Annotated in this window: 12 protein-coding genes; 4 read left to right on the forward strand and 8 right to left on the reverse strand. The window is 73.0% G+C overall.

Annotation, left to right across the window (positions count from 1 at the left end):
- Nucleotides 1-102 precede the first annotated feature (102 nt).
- Complete coding sequence (locus tag ACSMTC_RS33760; protein WP_436563547.1) at nt 103-5,673, forward strand: amino acid adenylation domain-containing protein; 5,571 nt, start codon at nt 103-105, stop codon at nt 5,671-5,673.
- Nucleotides 5,674-5,694: 21 nt separating this feature from the next.
- On the opposite strand, the gene ACSMTC_RS33765 is transcribed toward ACSMTC_RS33760, so the two are convergent.
- Entirely contained in the window at nt 5,695-6,486 is a 792-nt protein-coding gene (locus ACSMTC_RS33765; RefSeq protein ID WP_436563548.1) for a thioesterase II family protein, read from the reverse strand.
- A gap of 176 nt (nt 6,487-6,662) precedes the next feature.
- On the opposite strand from ACSMTC_RS33765, the gene aroF reads away from it, so the two are divergent.
- Nucleotides 6,663-7,727: a 3-deoxy-7-phosphoheptulonate synthase gene (aroF, locus tag ACSMTC_RS33770; RefSeq protein ID WP_436563549.1), complete on the forward strand. Its 1,065-nt coding sequence runs from the start codon at nt 6,663-6,665 to the stop codon at nt 7,725-7,727.
- Nucleotides 7,728-7,808: 81 nt separating this feature from the next.
- On the opposite strand, the gene ACSMTC_RS33775 is transcribed toward aroF, so the two are convergent.
- The 7 genes from ACSMTC_RS33775 to ACSMTC_RS33805 all read right to left on the reverse strand — a co-directional run bounded on the left by ACSMTC_RS33775 (nt 7,809) and on the right by ACSMTC_RS33805 (nt 15,465).
- The gene (locus ACSMTC_RS33775) at nt 7,809-8,402 is read right to left on the reverse strand and encodes an anthranilate synthase component II (RefSeq protein ID WP_436563550.1); all 594 of its coding nucleotides are present in this window, start codon (nt 8,400-8,402) and stop codon (nt 7,809-7,811) included.
- Complete coding sequence (locus ACSMTC_RS33780) at nt 8,399-9,868, reverse strand: anthranilate synthase component I family protein (protein ID WP_436563551.1); 1,470 nt, start codon at nt 9,866-9,868, stop codon at nt 8,399-8,401. Before ACSMTC_RS33780 ends, ACSMTC_RS33775 begins: the two co-directional genes overlap by 4 nt.
- A gap of 115 nt (nt 9,869-9,983) precedes the next feature.
- Entirely contained in the window at nt 9,984-11,396 is a 1,413-nt protein-coding gene (locus tag ACSMTC_RS33785) for a phenylacetate--CoA ligase family protein (protein WP_436563552.1), read from the reverse strand.
- Between the two features lie 64 nt (nt 11,397-11,460).
- Nucleotides 11,461-12,102 (reverse strand): flavodoxin family protein, encoded by a 642-nt coding sequence (locus ACSMTC_RS33790; RefSeq protein ID WP_436563553.1) that lies wholly within the window; start codon nt 12,100-12,102, stop codon nt 11,461-11,463.
- Between the two features lie 63 nt (nt 12,103-12,165).
- Entirely contained in the window at nt 12,166-14,673 is a 2,508-nt protein-coding gene (locus ACSMTC_RS33795; RefSeq protein ID WP_436563554.1) for a LuxR C-terminal-related transcriptional regulator, read from the reverse strand.
- A gap of 361 nt (nt 14,674-15,034) precedes the next feature.
- Nucleotides 15,035-15,169 (reverse strand): hypothetical protein, encoded by a 135-nt coding sequence (locus ACSMTC_RS33800; RefSeq protein WP_436563555.1) that lies wholly within the window; start codon nt 15,167-15,169, stop codon nt 15,035-15,037.
- The gene (locus ACSMTC_RS33805) at nt 15,166-15,465 is read right to left on the reverse strand and encodes a type 1 glutamine amidotransferase family protein (RefSeq protein WP_436563556.1); all 300 of its coding nucleotides are present in this window, start codon (nt 15,463-15,465) and stop codon (nt 15,166-15,168) included. Before ACSMTC_RS33805 ends, ACSMTC_RS33800 begins: the two co-directional genes overlap by 4 nt.
- 158 nt (nt 15,466-15,623) lie before the next feature.
- Between ACSMTC_RS33805 and ACSMTC_RS33810 the strand changes: the two genes are divergently transcribed.
- Nucleotides 15,624-16,604 (forward strand): GlxA family transcriptional regulator, encoded by a 981-nt coding sequence (locus ACSMTC_RS33810; protein WP_436563557.1) that lies wholly within the window; start codon nt 15,624-15,626, stop codon nt 16,602-16,604.
- A 620-nt stretch (nt 16,605-17,224) separates the two neighbouring features.
- On the forward strand, nt 17,225-19,159 hold the full coding sequence (locus tag ACSMTC_RS33815; RefSeq protein ID WP_436563558.1) for a DUF8189 domain-containing protein: 1,935 nt from the start codon (nt 17,225-17,227) through the stop codon (nt 19,157-19,159).
- Nucleotides 19,160-19,407 lie beyond the last annotated feature (248 nt).

A 19,407-nucleotide genomic window follows, 5' to 3' on the forward strand; every position in this document is an offset into this window, starting at 1 on the left:
ACCGGGTGCTAACCCGTCCCCATTTACGGTGCGCGCGCATTCTGCGCATTCATCCTGCGCATTCAGCTATTGAGGAGAGGCGTTATCGTGCTGCCGGAACGAATGACATGGCGGGACCGTGTGTCGGACGCGCTGGGCGGACAGGCCCCGGGGGAGCCGGGCGGCTCCGTGCCGTGCCACGCCGGCCCCGACGCGGTGGCGGCGGTCGTCGCGCTCGCGGCGCTGCTGCACCGCTGCACCGGCGACCCCGAGCCGGTGATCCTGCTCCGCCGCGCGCAGGCCGCCCCGCTGGTGCTCGCCGTGACGGTCACCGGGGAGACCACCGCCGCCGAACTCACCGAGAAGGTAGAGGAGTCGGTGGCGTCCGGTGCCGCCACCGCCGCCGAGCCGTGGGCCTGCGTCACCGAACTGGGCGACGACCCGGAACCCGGCGCGGAGCTCGTGGTCTCGCTGGCGGACGGCACGCTCGCCACCGCCGACGGCCTCTTCTCCACCGCCGCGCTGCACACCGCCGCCCGTTGGCTGGGGCGGCTGACCGAGGCGATCACCGGCGCACCCGCCACCCCCGTGGGCGCGCTGCCCCTGCTCGACGAGGCCGAGCGCCAGGCCCGTGTCGCCGTCGCCGGATCGAGTGAACCCCCCGCCGGTGAGCCGCTCTTCTTCCATGAACTCGTGGCGGCGGCCGCCCGGCGCACCCCGGAAGCGGTTGCCGTGGCCGACCCCGAGCAGACCCTCACCTACGGCCAACTCGACGGCGACGCCGAGCGGTTGGCCGGCCACCTCGCCGCCCGGGGCGTGGCGGCGGGCGACCGCGTCGCCGTCTGCCTGCCGCGCGGCGCAGGCCACCTGCTCGCCCAGCTCGCCGTCCTCAAACTGGGCGCCACCGTGGTGCTGCTCGACCCGTCCCAGCCGCGCGACCGGCTCACCCGGCTGATCGAGGAGTCCACGCCGGCGGCGGTCATCACGTCGGGGGAGACCCCCGGGACCGACGAGGGCCCCGGCGTGGTGCGGCTCGACGCCGACCCCTGGCGGCGATCCGAGCCGCGGTACCAACGGCCCACGCTCACCGATGACTCGGTGTGCCACCTGGTCTTCACCTCCGGCTCCACCGGCACCCCGAAGGCGGTCGCACAGCGCCACGGCGCGCTGCGGGCCCTGGTGCACACCCTCGCCGGACAGACCGGGATGGCCGCCACCGCCCGTGGCACCTGGCTCTCCCCGCCCGGCGTCGGGCTGCTCGTGGTGGACTGCTTCCCGCTGCTCGCCGCCGGCGCCACCGTGGTCGTACCGGAGCCGGACGTGGCGGGCCACCCGGAGCGGCTGCGCGACTGGCTGCTCGCCGAGGAGATCACCCACACCCTGGTGCTGACCGCGTTCGCCGAGCGGCTCTGGGCCCTGGACTGGCCCGCCTCCGCCGCCCTGCGCAGCATGCGCGTCGCCGGCGAGCGGCTGGGCGCGTGGCCGCCCGCCGGGTTGCCGTACGAGGTGGTGAACGTCTACGGCTCGTCCGAGGCGACCGTCGTCGCCACCGGCAACCTCACCCGCACCGCCCGCGGGCTCGCCCCGCGGGAGCTCGCCCGCAGACTGCCGCCGATCGGCCGGCCGGCGCCGGGAGTCCGCGCCTACGTGCTGGACGCCGGGCTCAACCCGGTGCCGTACGGCGTGCCGGGCGAGCTGTTCGTCTCGGGCGTCTCGCTCGCCTCCGGCTACCCTGACAACCCGGCCGCGCATGCCGGGAAGTACCTGCCCAACCCCGTGCCGGGGGACCCGAATCCGGTGCTCTACCGCACCGGCGACACGGCACGGCAGTGGCCGGACGGCACCCTGGAGATGGTGGGCCGGGCCGACCACGAGGTGAAGATCCGCGGTTTCCGCGTCCACCCCGGCGAGGTCGAGTCGGCGCTCGCGGCCCTCCCCGGTGTGGGCCGGGCCGTCGTCGTGGCGCGCGAGGACGTGCCCGGCGAGCGGCGGTTGGTGGCGTATGTGGAGCGGGCGCCGGGCGCCGAGCCGCGCGGCCCCGAGTTGCGCGCCGCGCTCACCGGCCGGCTGCCGCAGTACATGGTCCCGGCCGCCTGGGTGGTACTCGACGAGCTGCCGCTCTCCCGCAACGGCAAGGTCGACCGGGCGGGGCTGCCCGTCCCCGGCCGGCAACGCCCCGAGGTGAGCGCCGAGTTCGCGGCCCCCCGCGACGCCACCGAGCGCGCGCTGGCCGCCGCGTGGCGCGACGCCGTGGGGCTCGACGAGGTCGGCGTCGAGGACGACTTCTTCGAGCTCGGCGGCGACTCGCTGAGCGCGATCCGGCTGGTGACCCGGATCGGGTGGGAGTTCGGTGTCGCCTTCACCCTCTCCGACCTCGCCACCGCCCCCCGCGTCCGGGCGGCAGCCGCCCGGATCGCCGCGCTGACGGAGAGCCGGCAACAGGACGAGCTGCCGGTGCTCACCCCGGCGGGCGACGCGCACGAGCCGTTCCCGCTGACCGAGGTGCAGCAGGCGTTCTGGATCGGCCGCGGCGCCGCCGTCGACTTCGGCAACGTCGGCTGCCACGGCTACTTCGAGTGGGAGCGCCCGGACCTCGACCCGGACCGGTTCCGCCGGGCCTGGCAGCGGCTCATGGCCCGCCACGACATGCTGCGCGGCGTGATCCTGCCCGACGGCACCCAGCAGGTGCTGCCCGGGATCGACGGCGACGGCGTCACCGTGCTCGACCTGCGCGCCGAGGAGCCCGAGCGGGCCGAGGCCGAAGTCCTCAGGGTGCGCGAGGAGATGGCCCACCAGGTGCTCGACGCCCACCGCTGGCCCCTCTACGACGTGCGCATCTCGCTGCTGCCGGACGGCCGGGTGCGGCTGCACATGGGCATCGACCTGCTGATCATGGATGCCTGGAGCTGGTTCCAGGTGCTGCTCCCCGACCTCATCGACTTCTACGAGCACCCGGACGCCGAGCCCGAGCCGCTCGAGGTCACCTTCCGCGACTACGTCGTCCGTTCACTCCCCGCGCTCGAGGAGTCCGCGCAGTACCGCGCGTCGCGTGACTACTGGCTCGCCCGGATCCCCGAGCTCCCCCCTGCCCCCGACCTGCCGCTGCTCAGCGAGCCCGAGGGCGAGGTGAGGTTCGAGCGCTTCGCCCACCTCGTCGACCGGGAGCGGTGGCAGACGCTCAAGGACCGTGCCCAGCGCACCGGCATCACCTCCTCCGGCATCCTGATCGCCGCCTTCTGCGAGGTGGTCCGCGCCTGGTCCGCCAACGACCGCTTCACCATCAACTTCCCCCTCTTCGACCGGCTTCCGGTCCACCCGCAGATCGACCGGCTCCTCGGCGACTTCTCCAACACCCTGCTGGTCGCCGTGGAGAAGACCGACGGCACCTTCCGCGAACGCGCCCAGGACATCCAGCGCCGGCTGTGGCAGGACCTGGAGCACCGGCACTTCAACGGCGTCGACGTGCTGCGCCAGTTGGGCCGCCGCCAGGGTGCCTCGCTGCGGCCCGCGATGCCCATCGTCGTCACCAGCCTGCTCGGCCACCCGCCGCGCCAGCAGATGACGGCGCTCGGCCGGGAGACCTACGGTGTCTCGCAGACCCCGCAGGTCCTGCTCGACGTGCAGATCCGGGAGATCGACGGCGCACTCCACTTCAAGTGGGACCACCTCGCCGCCCACTTTCCGGCAGGGATGATCGAGGCGATGTTCGGCGCGTACGTCGCCCTCGTCGACCGGCTCGTCGACGACGAGGCCGGTTGGGACCACGAGCGCTTCGCCCTCGTCCCCGCTGGGCAACTCCGCCGCCGGGCCGAGGTCAACGCCACCGACGCCGAGGTGCCCGAGGCGCTGCTCCACGAGCTGCTCGCCCGGCGCGCCGCCGAGGACCCCGGGGCGCCCGCCGTCATCACCACCGGCCGCACCCTCGGCTTCGGCGAGCTGTACGCGGCCGCCAACCGCATCGGGCGGCGGCTGCGCGCCGACGGGGCGCGCCCGGGTGAGCTGGTCGCCGTGGTGATGGAGAAGGGCTGGGAACAGTACCCGGCGGTCTACGGCGCCCTGACCTCCGGCGCCGGCTACCTCCCCATCGACCCGCGGCTGCCCCGTGAGCGCCTCGCCCACATCCTCGCCGCCGCCGGGGTGCGGACCGTCCTCACCCAGCCCCGCCTGGCCGAGCGTCTCGCCTGGCCGCAGGAGGTGCGGGTGCTCGCACTCGACGAGGAGCTCTCGGCCTTCCCGACGGACGGCACGCCACTGGAGAGCCTGCAGCAGCCCACCGACCCCGCGTACGTCATCTACACCTCCGGATCGACGGGCACGCCCAAGGGGGTGGTCGTCGACCACCGCGCCATCGTCAACATGCTCACCGACATCAACGCGCGCTTCGCCGTCGGACCGCGCGACCGGGCGTTCGCCATCTCCGCCCTCCACTTCGACATCTCCGTCTACGACGTCTTCGGCGTACTGGCGGCGGGCGGCGCGGCCGTCCTGCCCGACCCGTCCGACGACCCGGACCCGCGCCACTGGGCCGAGCTGGTGGCGCGGACCGGGGCCACGCTGTGGAACTCGGTGCCCGCGCTGATGGAGATGACGGTCGACCGGGTCGAGCACACCACCGGCGCGGCCCGGGAGGCGCTGCGGTCGCTGCGCGTGGTGATGCTGGGCGGTGACTTCATCCCGCTTCCGCTGCCCGGGCGGCTGCGCGCACTCGCTCCGGACGTCTCCGTGCTGAGCTGCGGCGGGCCCACCGAGACGGCGTGCTTCTCGATCCTCTACCCCATCGACGTCGATGCCATCGACCCGCGCTGGGTGAGCATCCCGTACGGCTTCCCCATGGCCAACCAGCGCTACCACATCCTCGATGAACGGCTCGCCCCCCGGCCCGACTGGGTGCCGGGCCGGATCGTGGTCGCCAGCGAGGTCGGCCTGGCCCAGGGGTACCTGGGCGACGAGGAACTGACCAATGGCCGGTTCATCACCCTGCCGGCCACCGGCGAACGCGCCTACGACACCGGCGACCTGGGCCGCTACCGGCCCGACGGTTCGATCGAGATCCTCGGCCGGGACGACTTCCAGGTGAAGATCAACGGCTACCGGATCGAGCTCGGCGAAGTGGAGGCGGCGCTCGATCGCCACCCCGCCGTGCGCTCCGCGGTCGTCTGCGCCCCCGGCGGCGGCGGACCTCGCCGCCTGGTCGCCTTCCTCGTTCCCGCCACCGAGGCCGGGGTGGACCCGGGTGCCGTGCGGGCGTTCATCGGCGGCTGGCTGCCGCCCTACATGGTCCCCGCCGACCTCCGGGTCCTGGAGCGGATGCCGCTCACCGGCAACGGCAAGACCGACCGCCGCACCCTGGCCGAACTCGCCCTGGCGGAGAGCCCGGAGACCGCCGACGCCGCGGGGCCGGCCCCCGACGGACCGCTCGAGCGGTACGTCGCCCTGGTCTACGCCCAGGTGCTGGGCCTCGAACGAGTCGGCACCACGGAGGACTTCTTCCAGCTCGGCGGCGACTCGCTGACCGGCACCCGGCTCGCCGGGCGGCTCACCGAGGCCCTCGGCGCCGAGGTCACGCTGCGCGAGGTGTTCTCCCTGACGACCCCCGCCACCCTGGCCGGTGCCGTTGCCGCGGCCCCCGGCGGGGCGGGCGCGGCCGAGCTGGCCGAGGCGCTGATGAACCTGTTCACCGCCGACGCGGCCTGACCGGAACCGAGAAGGCCGGCGTCAGGACGTGGCGCGGGCGAGGTCGAGCAGGTCGGTGGTGAGCGCCGCCGCCACCTCCGCGGGGCGGTCTGCGAGGTAGAAGTGGCCGCCGGCGAAGGCCCGTTGCCGGAAGGGACCGGCGGTCAGCTCGGACCAGGCGGCCAGCCCCGCCGGGGTGGTCTCCGGGTCGTCGCGGCCGCCGTAGGCGGCGACCGGCAGCGGCAGCGGGGCACCCGGCCGGTGCCGGTGGGTTTCCACGACGGCGAAGTCCGCGCGGAGCGTGGGCAGGAAGAGCTCCAGCACGTCGGGGCGGGCCAGCACCTCGCGTGGGGTGCCGCCGTAGTACGGCAGCCGGGCGGCGAACTCGGCGTCGTCCAGTGTGTGCATCGTGGTGCGGCCGGTGCGCGGCAGATGCGGGGCGTCGAGCCCGGAGGCGAACAGCGCGTCCGGCACGCGGAGCCCCCGTGCGCGTAGCAGCCGGGCCAGTTCGAAGGCGACCAGTGCGCCCATGCTGTGGCCGAAGAAGGCGAGTCGCTGCCCCGGGCCGGGTTCGAGGTGGGGCGCGAGCCACTGGGCCAGGTCGTGGAGGAGCGGTGCGAGCCGGCTGTGCGCCGGCTCCTGCCAGCGCTGCTCGCGACCCGGCAGCCGCACCACGCGGAGCTCCGCGGTGGGGGCGAGCGGCTCGGCGAGGTGGCGGTAACCCGCCGCGCCCGAACCGGCGTTGGGGAAGCACAGCAGCCGCACGGGCGCCTCGGGCAGCGGGCGGGGGACGAGCACCCAGGGGTCTGGCCGGGTGGCTGGCGCGTGGGACATGGGGGACTCCGTTCGTCGGACCGATGGCACCGCCTGCCTACCCGGCCGCGGTTCGCCCGCGGTTACCTCCCGGCCACGGCTCGCGTAACCACCACGTATCCGGCGGACCGTACGGTGCGGGGCGTTGTCGAGACCTTTCACATCGACACTCTTCGACCAGGCAGGGAGACCAAGACGTGCTCGTCATCGCTTTGGATGCGCTGGGCGCCGCCCAGCAGCAGGAGGCGGCCGGCCGGCTGCTGGCCGCCGGGCCGCAGGTGCGGGCCTACACCCCGAGGCTGTTCTCGTCGTCCGGCGACCGCGCCACGGTGCTCGCGGCCCTCGGCGACCTGGCGGACGCGGTCCGCCTCACCGATATTCCCGCGGCCTACCCGCGGGCGGCGCGGTTCGCCGGGCAGGCCACCACGCAGGTACGGCTCGGCGCCGACACCACCGTGGGCGGCGCGGGGTTCACGGTGATCGCCGGGCCCTGCTCGGTGGAGGACCGGGAGCAGATGCTCCAGGCCGCCACGGCCGTGCGGGAGGCGGGCGCGCACGCGTTGCGCGGCGGTGCGTACAAGCCGCGTACCAACCCGTACTCCTTCCAGGGCCTCGGCCCGGCCGGGCTCGAGCTGCTGGCCGAGGCCCGGGAGGCCACCGGCCTGCCGGTCGTGAGCGAGATCGTGGACGTGCGGGACGTGGAGCGGATGGCGGCCCACGTCGACGTGCTGCAGGTCGGCGCCCGCAACATGCAGAACTACCCGCTCCTGCGCGAACTGGGCCGGACCCGGCTGCCGGTGCTGCTCAAGCGGGGCCTCGCGGCGACCTTGGACGAGATGCTGACGGCCGCCGAGTACCTGCTCGACGGGGGCAACGAACAGGTGGTGCTCTGTGAGCGAGGCATCAGGACGTTCGAGAGCTCGTACCGCTTCACCCTGGACCTCGCCGCCGTCACGGTGCTCAGGGAGCGCACCCACCTGCCCGTGATCGTCGACCCGAGCCATGCGGCGGGGCTGACGGACCGGGTGATCCCGCTGGCGCTCGCCGCGGCCGCCGCCGGCGCCGACGGCATCATCGTGGAGAGCCACCCGGACCCGTCGCGGGCCCTGTGCGACGCCGCCCAGGCGCTGCCGACCAGCCGGCTCGGCGAGTTGATGGCCCGGCTTGAGTTCGCGGTCGCCGCCGCCGGACGGGTGCTGGCGGACGCCCCGGGGCGGCCCGCGCGGGACGGCCTGGTGCTCGCCGGCGATGCCGTGCGGTGACGTTGCCGCTTACGACGGAAGACGGGCCCGGTGGCGGAGAGGAACTCTCTGCGCCACCGGGCCCGTTGCGCGGGCCGGGCGTCAGCCGACGGGCCGGGGCGCCCGCCCGTGCTGTCGCACGAAGTTGCCGAAGAGCGCGAGACCCTCTTCGGTGCAGACGCTCTCCGGGTGGAACTGCACCGACTCCAGCGGCAGCTGACGGTGGCGCAATCCCATGACGCAGCCGTCGTCGGCCGACCGGGCGGTGACCTCGAGGCACTCCGGCACGGTCTCCTCGGCGACGACGAGCGAGTGGTAGCGGGTGACCCGGAGCCGCTGCGGCACCCCGTCGAACATGCCCGCGCCGTCGTGCTCGACCGCACTGGTCTTGCCGTGCATCGGACGGGGCGCCCGGCGGATCTCGGCGCCGTAGGCCAGGCCGAGCGCCTGGTGGCCGAGGCAGACGCCGAGGATCGGGATGCGGCCGGCGAAGCGCGCGATGAGCTCCACATGCCCGGAGTCCACCGGATGACCCGGCCCGGGGCCGAGCACCAGCAGGTCGGGGGCCATCTCCTCGACGGCAGCGTGGTCGAGCTCACCGGAGCGCACCACGACCGGATGGGCGTCCAGGGTGAGCAGGTACTGCCGGATGATGTGGACGAAGCTGTCGTAGGCGTCGACGACCAGGGTTTTCACGACAGGAGTTCCTTTCCGGTGACGGCCCAGTAGGCGGCGCTCAGCTTGGCGAGGGTCTCGCGCCACTCCCGGTCGGGCACGGAGTCGGCGACGATGCCCGCGGAGGCGCGGGTGCGGTAGCGGCCGTCGGCGTGGATCAGGGTGCGGATGCACAGGGCGAGGTTGACGGTGCCGTCGAAGTCGATGAGGCCGAGTGCCCCCGCGTACCAGCCGCGTCGGCTGGACTCGAGGGCCTCGATGATTTCCATGGCGCGCAGCTTGGGGGCGCCGGTCATGGTGCCGGACGGGAAGAGCGCGCGGACCACGTCGTACGCGTCGGCGCCGGTCACCCGGCCGGCCACGGTCGAGACGAGGTGGAGGACGTGGGAGTACCGCTCGACGCTGAACATCTCGCGCTCGGCGAGGGTGTCGCGGTCGCAGACCCGGCCGATGTCGTTGCGGCAGAGGTCCACCAGCATGATGTGCTCGGCGATCTCCTTGGGGTCGGCGCGCAGCCCGGCGGCCGCGGTCGCGTCGTCCTGTCCGCTGCCTGGCCGGCGCGGCAGCGTGCCGGCGATGGGCCGCATCACCAGGTCGCCGTCCTCGACACGGGCGAAGAGCTCGGGGCTGGCGCCGATGAGCAACTGCCCGGCGACCGGGGCGAGATAGGTGTAAGGGGAGGGGTTGGCGGCGCGCAGCCGCCGGTAGACGTCCAGCGGCGCCGCATCACTGGTGAGGGCCAGCTCGTGGCCGATCTGGATCTGGTAGATGTCGCCGGCCGCGATGTGTTCGAGACAGGTGTCGACCCGGGAGAGGAACTCCTCACGTGCGGTGTCGTCCTGGCAGACGAAGCCGGGCGCCTCGGGAAGCGGGGTGTCCTCGTCGGCCACCGGCGGGGGCAGCAACTGGTGGATCCGCGCGGCGTCGAGGCCGGGCCAGGCGTCGGAGTGGTGCAGGAACAACTCGCTCTCGCCGGTGGTCAGATCGGTCCTGATCCGCCCCTGGTGCAGCACCAGGCAGAGATCGGGGACGCCGGCGTCGTCCGGGCCGTCGGGTATCAGACGGGGGAGCTTCTCGATGTAGCGGACGGTGTCGTAGCCGAAGAAGGAGAGGAAGCCGAACTGCTCGGCCGCGTCGAACCGGTCCTGCACGGCACGCAGGAGGTCCCACAACAGCTCGTCCCCGGCGAGGAGTTGAGTGCCGTCGGGGCCGGGGCAAAGGAACGGCTCCGCCGCGGCGCGGGCGGTGGCGGCGACGGCGGCTTCGCCGTCGATGCGCACGGCGCCGTCCCGTACGGTGAGGGTGAGCAGCGGACGGAACCCGAGCATGGCGTAGCGGCAGTCGGCGGCCGGTCCGCCGCGCGACTCGAGGAGGAACGCGGCCTCGGGGCCGAACTCCTCGGCCAGCCGCTGCCAGGCAGCCACCGGGTCGACGGCGCGGGCGGGGGACCGGTGAGTGGACACGGCGATCCGGGTCCGTGCGGGCATAAGGGGCACACCTCCGTGGGAAATCCGGGTGTATTGAATTTCGGGAAACCGGCGGGGCCGGGGCGGAGTAGCCAGCTGGCTGCTCCGCCCCGGCCCCGCCGCCGGTCTGGGTCGGTCAGCTCGTGTGGACGTAGCGCTGTGCGACGCGCTTGGCGGTCTCCACGTCCGGGTCGTGCGCGACCCGGGTGTCCTTGACCCGGGCGGCCTTCCAGCTGACGTAGGCGCCGGTCTGGGTGATGGGGTCGAGGTCGGGGTCGACGACGACCTTGGCGGGGACGCCGAGCCGCTCACGGATGCGCCGCACCATGCCCGCGGCGACCTCGTCGACGGAGCCGCTGATCTCCTCGAGGAGCTCGAGGTGGACGGTGACCTCGTCCTCGCCCTCGGCGTTCTGCCCGATGACGACCTGGTAGCCGAGGCAGCCGCCGACGCCGTCGAGGAGCGCGGCCTCGATCTCCGCGGGCCGGTACCTGCCCCCGCCGAGCGCGATGCGGTCCGGCACCCGGCCGATCACCTGGATCTCGGGGCCCGGCAGCCCGCAGTCGCAGGTGTTGGGGCCTACCGTGGCGAGGTCGTTGGTGCGGTAGCGGACCAGCGGCTTGATGTCGTCGACGAGCATGGTGAGCACCAGCTCGCCGGTGCCATGCTGGCCGAGGCTCTCCCCGGTGTCCGGATCGACCACCTCCACCAGGTAGTTGGGGCGGGACAGGTGCATCCGGCCGCGCGAGCAGCCGGTCGCGGCGACCATCAGCTCCTGAGTGCCGTACAGGGTGGGCAGCGCGTCGGCGCCCCAGATGGACTTGACGTTGGCGGCGAACTCCGGGGTGCAGATCTCGCCGAGCACCAGGAACAGCTTGACCTTGAAGTCCTTGCGCGGGTCGAAGCCGTTGTGCACGGCCGCCTTGGCGAGGTTGGCGCAGGCGGCGGGGGAACACATGATGACGTCGATCTCCAGGTCCTGCATGAGCTCGAGCGCCTTGCGGTAGCCGACGCGCTGCGACTCGGGCCAGATCTTGGCGTGGCAGGCCCCGATGCGGGTGACGACGTCACCGAAGGTGTCGCCGAAGGAGTAGAGCTCGGAGGGGCCCATCAGGCCGATGACCGGCTTCCGGTCGCCGAAGTAGTGGCTGAACAGGTTGCGCAGCGACTTCTCCAGGTGGACGTTGCTGCAGGCGATGTCCTTGGGGCCGCGCGGGCACGGGGTGGCCGGTCCCGTGGTGCCGGTGGTCTCGTAGTAGATCAGGGCGTCGCGCATGTCGCCGCTGAGCATGTCGTGCAGCTCGCGGCGGAGGTCGGCCTTGGTGGTGAAGGGCAGCACGGACATGTCGTCCGGGGTGACCGTCTCGATGTCGATGCCGGCGAAGTGGCGGCCGTAGAAGGGGGAGTTCTCGGTGACGTGGCGCAGGACGGTGGTGAGCCGGTCGGCGTTCCAGCGCTGCCACTCCGCCTCGGTGACCTCACCGGCGTAGTAGCGTTCGTTGAAGTCCTGGAACTCGCCCAGCGCCGCCCGGGCCTCTTGCGTGTCCAACTGTCTGCGTCCTTTCACTGTGACCGGCCGGAGGCCGTGCGGATCGGGGAGGGGAGTCACGTGGTCAGGCCCCCACCCGCTGGCGTTCGTTGCGGGTCTGCGGGGTGAGGGCGTCCCGGCCGGTGAGGGTGCGATGCTCGCGCAGCACCCCGATCATGTCGACCATGCGGTGGAGCATGGAGCGGACCATGTCGAGGCCCTCGCCGTCCCCGGTCTCCCCGCTGTAGACGATCGGCGGCATGCCGCTGCCGACCAGGATCATCCGGTTGAGCAGTGCGTTCTTGACCAGGTGCGAGTACACCTCGGTGTGGCTGTAGCGGCGGCCGGTGACGATGGCCCCGGCCACCTTGTTGGCCAGCGGCCGGGTGAAGCGCAGGTGCCCCACACCGGCCCGCTCGATGAACGCCTGCATCAGGGCGGCCGTGCCGAATCCGTGCACCGGGGTGGCGTAGACGATGCCGTCGGCGGCGATCATCCGGTCCACGATTGCGGAGACGTCGTCGTCGACCTCGCACGGCCGCGGCCGCACGTTGCAGTCGCCGCACGGCCCGCACGGACTCACTCGCAGCTGTCCGAGATGGACCACGTCCAGGAGCGCGCCGCAGTCCGCGAGGATCTTCGCGGCGTGCTCGAGTACGTCCGCCGTGGTGCCGTCCGGGTGTTCGGAACCGCTGATGGCCAGCACCGTGATCGGCTTCTCGTTCATCGCGAGGTCTCCTGGTCTGTCCGGCGATCCCCTTCCTCCTGACGGGATCTGACGGAAGGGACGCTAGGCAGGGCCGGTTCTCGCGTGGTTATGCGCTGCCGCGGCCCGGGATCGGGCGGCGCCCGCGAGCTCCACCCGGGAACGGACCCCGACCTTGCGGAAGATGCGGCGCAGGTAGTAGTTGACGGTGTGCGGCGAGCGGAACAGCTTCTCGCCGATCTCCCGGTTGGTCATGCCGAGTGCCGTCAGCTCGGCGATGGCGCGTTCGCTGTCGGTGAGCGACGCCCAGCCACCGGACTCCGCGCCGGCTGCCGCGTCGGGCTCCGCGGTGGACTCCCGGGCGGATTCGGCAGCGGACCCCTGGGCGGACTCCGGCACGGAGGGTTCGGGCGCGGGCTCGGGCCGGCGGGGCGTCAGGGCCGGGAGAAGGCGCCGGGCTTCCGCCTCGGCCCGGGCGGCGGCCGCGCATTCTCCGGCCTCACGGTGGAGGAGGGCGAGGTCCTCGTGGGCGGTGGCGGCGGACCAGGGGTCGAGGTGGTCGCGGGCCGCCCACTCGAGGGCCGTGGTGTCCCTCGTGTACAGCGCCCGGGCGTGGTCGGCCGCGACGCGGACGGGGCTGGTGCAGGGCTGCGACGCGGCGAGCGCCCCGGCGGCGCGGACGATCCGCGCGGCCTGCCACCGGTCCCCGGCGGCGAGTGCCGTCCGCACCAGCCAGGCGGCGGCGCCGGGTTCCTCCTGGAAGCAGACGGGCTCGGTGAGGAAGTCGGCGTACTCCCCGGCGAGAAGTTCACGGACGGGCCGTCCCTCGTGGACCGCGGCGAGCAGCGCCACCCAGCGGTAGTGGGTGGTGGGGAACGAGATGACCTGCTCGGCGAGTTGGGTCTGGTAGTGGCGGACCCGCTCGGTGGCGACGGCGGTCCTGCCGCCGCGCAGCGAGACGAGGGCGAGGACGCTGTGGGCGAGCGGGGTGAACACCGGGTTGTCGATCTGCCGAGCCTCCGCAAGACCGTCCCGGGCCGCGGCGGCGGCCTCGGCCGGGCGGCCCGACTGGAGCAGCAGATACGCGCGTAGAATCAAGGGTACGGCGGTGTAGGCGAGTAATCCCGTCCGCTCGATGTGGTCCGTGGCCCGGGTGATCAGCTCCTCGGCCTCCGCCACCTGTCGCAGGCAGGCCAGCTTGTAGGCCAGCGACAACAGTGGCTGTACGTCCCACAGCTCGGCACTGCCGTCGCCGATCGTTCGCACCGCGTCCCGGTCGAGGGCGAGCGCGTCCTCGACACGGCCCTCGTGCCACGCGGCGGCGGCGAGACTGACGAGGGCGGTGGCGGTGACCGTGGGGTCCTTGCGGACGCGGTTGGCCACCACGGCCTCGGCGCGGCGCAGCGCCCGGGCCCGGTCGGGGCTGACCAGGTTGCAGAGCAGGGAGAGCTGGGCCGCCCGGTCCAACGTGGCCGACAGCGGGAACGGCGGCCGCCGGCCCGGCCCGACCGCGTCCCGGGCCAGCGCCGCCGTCAGCGGCAGCGGCGGCGGCACGGCGTCGCCCGGGAGCGGTGTGCCGTCCTCCGGGTCGGCCAGGTACATCCGGCCCGCCTCGAGGTGCATCATCCGCAGGAGCGGGGCGGGCACGGTCTCCTTCAGCGCGCGGCGCACCAGCTCGTGACGGAAGGTCAGGCTGGTCTCGTCGTGCACCTCCACGAGTCCGGCGTCGAGCGCCTCGTGGAAGGCCCGGCAGACGTCCACCGGGGACTGCCCGGTCATCCGGACCGCCTCCTCCGGGGTGAACGCCCCTCCCAGCACGGCCGAGGCGCGCAGAGCGTGCTGGGCCTCCGGGCCGACCGCGAGGAGCTCGTGCCGCGCCAGGTCGTGGACGCGCTGGGGGAGTTCCCGCGACACCAGTTGTACGGTGCCGGACTCGGCACGGACCCTGCCCTCTTCGACGAGGCCCCGGACCAGTTCGGTGAGCATGCGGGGGTTGCCGCTGGCGCCCGCCGCCAGGTTCAGCAGCTCCGCGCCCGGCGTGCCGCCGCACCGGTCGGCGAGCAGCCGGGCCACCTCGCTCCCGCGCAGCGGGCCGAGGGCGATCCGCGTCACGTCCAGGGGCTCGGCGCCGGGCAGCGCCGCCCCGGTGTCGCCCGCCCGCCGGGCGAGTACCCACAGCAACGGCCGCGCCGCATGGCGCAGCAGCAGGGACTCGAGCCGTGACCCCGGGGCCAGCTCCGCCGACGGCAGGTCGTCGAGGACGACCAGACCGGGCGCCCGGCCGTGCCGCGCGTCGGCGAGCAGCGCCTGCACGTCGTCGAGGAGGGACGTGTGCGGGTTCCACGGTCCGGTGGCCCAGGACGCGGCCACGCGACCGGGGCCGTGCAGCTCGACCAGGCCGTGCCCGGCAGCCCGCCGGGCGGCCTCCGCCAGCAACCGGCTCTTGCCGGCGCCCGGGGCGCCCTCCACCAGGACGACGGCGGCTTGCCCGGAGCGGGCTCTCGCCAGCGCCCGCTCCAGCAGTGTCAGTTCGGATTCCCGGCCGTAGAGGGTGGACGGTGCGGTGTGCGCGAGACGTGTCAGGTTGCTCATGGCAATGACTCCAGGTGGGTCACGCATGACCCGGAGCCACCGTCGAGCCGCAGCGGCCACGGCCGAGGCTGGTGTGGCGCGGGTCAAGCGCCGTGCGGGCGGAGCGAGGTGAGGGCAGCGCTGGTGTCGCGGCGCGGCGTGCCCGGGCGGTGAGGTGACGTGATCCTCGGACGTACCCCCTCTAGGCAGCGGACTCCGACTGAGCGCGAGTGCCTAAGAAGTGGGGCTTGGAGGCTTGACGGGCCTGGCGGTTCAAAGGGGCCTTCAAGGGTTCAAGCGGTGTCCTGAGCGGGTGGGGCGAGCCTGTCACCAGCGAATAAGTGTTTGATTAACGGCGTCTCAACGAACCGGCGAGCGGTGGTCAGTGGCGGGTAGCGTCCGCCGGGATGGACTCGGCGTCCGGCATCCCCAGCCGCTCGAAGAGCGCGTGCGCCTGCCGGTAGTGGAAGGCGGCCGGGGGTTCTGTGGGTGCCGATCGATCATCCGTGCTGGTCATGCGGCATGTCGGTACTCGTGGAGTGCGCCGCCGGGCAGGCCGCCGGGCACCGGCAGCGCGTCCGGACCCGGCACCTCGTCGAGGGTGCGGCCGGGGAGCACGGACGGCGGGATGTCGGTACCCATCGGCTCGATCCGCTCCCTTGGCACCACCGTCCGGAAGCCGGGTACGAGCTCGCACATCGCGGCGCGGACCTCCGGCGGACCGACCGGGTCCAGCAGGGTGATGCCCGGACAGACGGCGAAGGCGACGGTCCTGACCCGCTGTCCGGTCTCGGCGGCGGTCTTCTGGAACACGGGTCGGCTCCTTGCTGTCTGAGCTGGGATCACGCGGCCCTGCCGGGCCACCGCACCACCATCGCGCCCGGCTCGGGCGGTGACAACCGGAGCCCCGGTGCGATGTCCCGAATCCTGTGATCCCTGGCCGTCGGTCCCGCTCGGGTAGGGTGGCTACCGTGACGACGACTGCCCGCCGCGTGGTGATCATCGGCTACGACCAGGTGGAGCTGCTCGACATCGCCTGTGTCACCGACACCCTGGAGGCCGCCAACCGGCTCGCCGCCGAGCCCCTGTACGACGTGAGCGTGGCCTCCCTGCGTGGTCTGCCCGTGCGCGCGTCGAGCGGACTCTCCGTGACGAGCCAGGCCGCCCTCGAATGCGTCCGGGGCCCGCTGGACACCCTGCTGGTGTCCGGCGGCTTCGGCCACACCAAGGCCGCCGGTGATCCCGAACTCATCGCCCACGTACGGCGGTTGGCGGCCCGCAGTCGTCGGGTGGGCTCGGTGTGCACGGGTTCCACCGTCCTCGCCGCGGCGGGCCTGCTGGACGGGCGCCGGGTGACCACCCACTGGGCCTACGCCCACGAGCTGGCCCACCGGCACCCGGCGGTCATCGTGGACCCCCGTCCGCTCTACGTCATCGACGGCGACGTCTGCACCTCCGCCGGCGTGACCAGCGCCCTCGATCTCACCCTCGCCCTCGTGGAGGCCGACCACGGCCCCGACCTGGCTCGAACGGTGGCCCGCTGGCTGGTCACCTACATGCAGCGCCCCGGGAACCAGGCGCAGTTGTCCGTCTACGTCAAGGACTCGCCGCCCGAGCACCGGATCCTGCGGCAGATCGTCCTGCACATCACCGGCAACCTCGACACCGACCTCAGCACCGCCGCCCTCGCCGCCCGGGCCGGAGTCAGCGAACGCCACCTCTCCCGGCTCTTCCTCGCCCAACTCGGCGAATCTCCGGCCCGTTTCGTCCGCACCGCCCGCGGTGAGGCCGCCGCCCGCCTGCTGGAGTCCACCGCCCTCCCGCTGGCCGCCGTCGCCCGCCGCTGCGGCTTCGGCTCCACCGAGACCATGCGCCAAGCCTTCCAGGCCAGCTATGCCACCACCCCCTCCGCCCACCGCGCGGCCCTGCGCCGGGCTCAACGTGGTCATTGACCTCCGCCATTCGGCCGGGCCAGGTCGGTGGTGTCGGTAGCGCGTCGTGGCCGTGTGCGTCTGTGGGGGCGTGCCGAAGGTCCGACGCATGGCCGGAGTCTCCAGGGTCCTCGGGTCGCGGCTGGACAGGGCAGAGACGAAGTGCGGGGGAGGCGCAGAAAACGGATACGCGCGGGCATCGCGCCACGAACGCCGGGACATCCACCCGCGGCGTCGAATCCGACGACAGTGGGCGGCATCCGCCCGCGGACTTCAGGCACCCGACACGGATTGGTGACGCCCCTGCCGGACGCTCGGCCGTGAAGGCCTGGTGGCCCTCAGGGCATTCACTCGTGCGAATCGCCGGCGCGACTACGAAAGACTCGGTGCCGGTCATCGCGACCTCCCTGGAACTCCTCGCCGAGCACGGCCCGCTCGGGCCGGTGCGGTGGCGCCACGGCCGCGCCGGACGGTACTCATGGGCTCGATGAGCAGGAAGCGGACAAATTGGCTTGATCACACATCAATTTGCCTTCTTGTCACCAGATTTGCGAGATATTGGCCGGAGCATTGCCTGTTAGATAATGCGATAACCTCCTCCTGGCATGATCACATGCCGATCTCGAATCGGGGGGAATCACATGGCAATCGGACGACGGCGACTTCTCACCTCCGTCGCGCTCACCGCCCTCGCCGCGCCCGTTCTGGCCAAGGGGACCGCGACCCGCGCGGCCGCGGCCGTGGGTACGGCCCCGGCCGCCGGCTCCGGGCCGCTGGTCATGCAGGTCGTCGCGCACGAGGACGACGACATCCTGTTCATGAACCCGGACCTGTCCAACGCGCTCGCCAACGGCACGCCGTCCGTCACGGTGTTCGTCACCGCGGGGAACGTGACCGGTGACCCGTGCGCCACGGCCTGCCGGGACACCGCCGGCGAGCCGCTGCGCACCTGGAACCGGCAGATGGGCGCCATCAACGCCTACTCCCGGATGACCGGGGTCGGCGACACCGACCCGACGACCGACGAGGTCGGGCACTGGACGGCCGAGGCGTGGACGGTTGCGGGCAAGCAGGTCGAACGGTACGTCCTCAAGGGCCGGCCGGTGCACCTGATATTCCTCAACCTGCACGACGCCGGGCTCGGCGACGTCCTGGCCGGCGGCACCGACACCACGGTCGTCCCGACCGGCAGCCCGCTGTCCGGGCCGTCGACCTACACGGCCGCGGACGTCGTCGAGGTGCTGCGGCAGGTGATGGTGACGTACCGGCCGACCATACTCCGGGCCCAGGACGAGCTCCCGGACAGCCGCTACTCGGGCGACCACTCGGACCACGTCGCCGCCGCGACGTTCGCCGGCGAGGCGGCCAGCCTGTACGGCGGCACGCTGATCCAGGTGAACTACCGGGACTACAACATAAGCGACTCCCCGGTGAACCTCGACCCGGCGACGGTCGGCGCCAAGGGCGTGTTCGTCTCCGAGTACGCCAGCCACGACCATTCGGGGAACTACTCCAACTCCTGGTTCTCCCGGATGTACTACCGCTGGTCGCGGGGCACCTCATGGGTCGGGCTCAACCAGGACGGCCGGCCGCAGGTCTTCGTCGTCCGGGCCGGCGCCCTCTACACGTACTGGCGTCAGACGGACGGCAGTTGGGGAGGTCCGGTGCGGATGGCCGACCCGGGCGGGCGGCTGGCACCGGGCATCGTGGTCGGCACCAACGCCGACGGTCGGATGGAGGTCTTCGCCCGCCGCCTGACCGACCATCACATCATCTCCCTGCCGCAGGGCACGCCCAACTGGTGGTGGTGGAACACGTGGGTCGACCACGGCAACCCCAACACCGGACTCGGCAACGAGGGCCAGGTCGGCGTGCCGGTGGTGGCCAACGGCCAGGACGGGCGGATGATGATCTTCATCAAGAACGGCGGGGGCGGCCTCAGCAGCACCTGGCAGACCGCCCCGAACGGCGTGTGGACGGGCACGTGGGCGGACCTGGGCGGCACCGATCTCCAGGACCCGGTCACCGCGATCCGCAACGGCGTCGGGAGGATCGAGGTGTTCGCCAGCACCCGCACCGGGATCATCAACTGGTGGCAGACCGCTCCGAACGGCGCCATCGCCGGCCCCGGCCCGGTCCCGGGCGCCCAGCCTGCCAGCCCGCCCAAGGCCGTGCTCGACCAGGACGGCCGCATCGAACTCGCCTACCGCGAGGCCGGCACCGGCGCGATGCTGGTCAGCTACCAGACCCAGCCCGGCGGGCCGTGGAGCCAGTCCCAGGCCAACCTCGGCGGCCATGCGGGAGTGGGCGAGCCGGCGGCGGCCACCCTCGGCGGACGGGTCGTCCTGTTCGAGCGCAACCGGGGCGGCGGCGTGAGCACCACCGCCCAGACCGCCCCCAGCTCCGGTTACGGCGGCTGGCAGGACCTCGGCGGCACCGTCCTCGACTACCCGGCCGCGATCGTCGACGGCGGCGGTGTCCTCCACGTGTTCGCCATCGGTACGGACGGCCGCGTCTACTACCGCACGGGCACGACGGCCACCACCTTCAGCGACTGGCAGGGCCTGCCCCTCTGACCGTCCCTCCGGCGGCCGGTCGGGAGCACTCCCGACCGGCCGCCGGACATCGGCTGTCCACGCATCAAACGGCCGTTCACCCAGGCTCCGGCCGTCCCCCGCGACGACCTCCAGGCCTACGCCGCCGAGCAACTCGGCTCCCCGGACGGCATGTTAATCATCGACGACACCGTCGGGGGTCCCGACGCCGGTGGCGAACTTCCCTGGGGACAACGCGATCCAGGACCTGGCGAAACTGTCCCATGTGA

Source organism: Kitasatospora sp. HPM-01-4 (assembly GCF_051374625.1).
In the GTDB taxonomy this organism is placed as follows: Bacteria; Actinomycetota; Actinomycetes; order Streptomycetales; family Streptomycetaceae; genus Kitasatospora.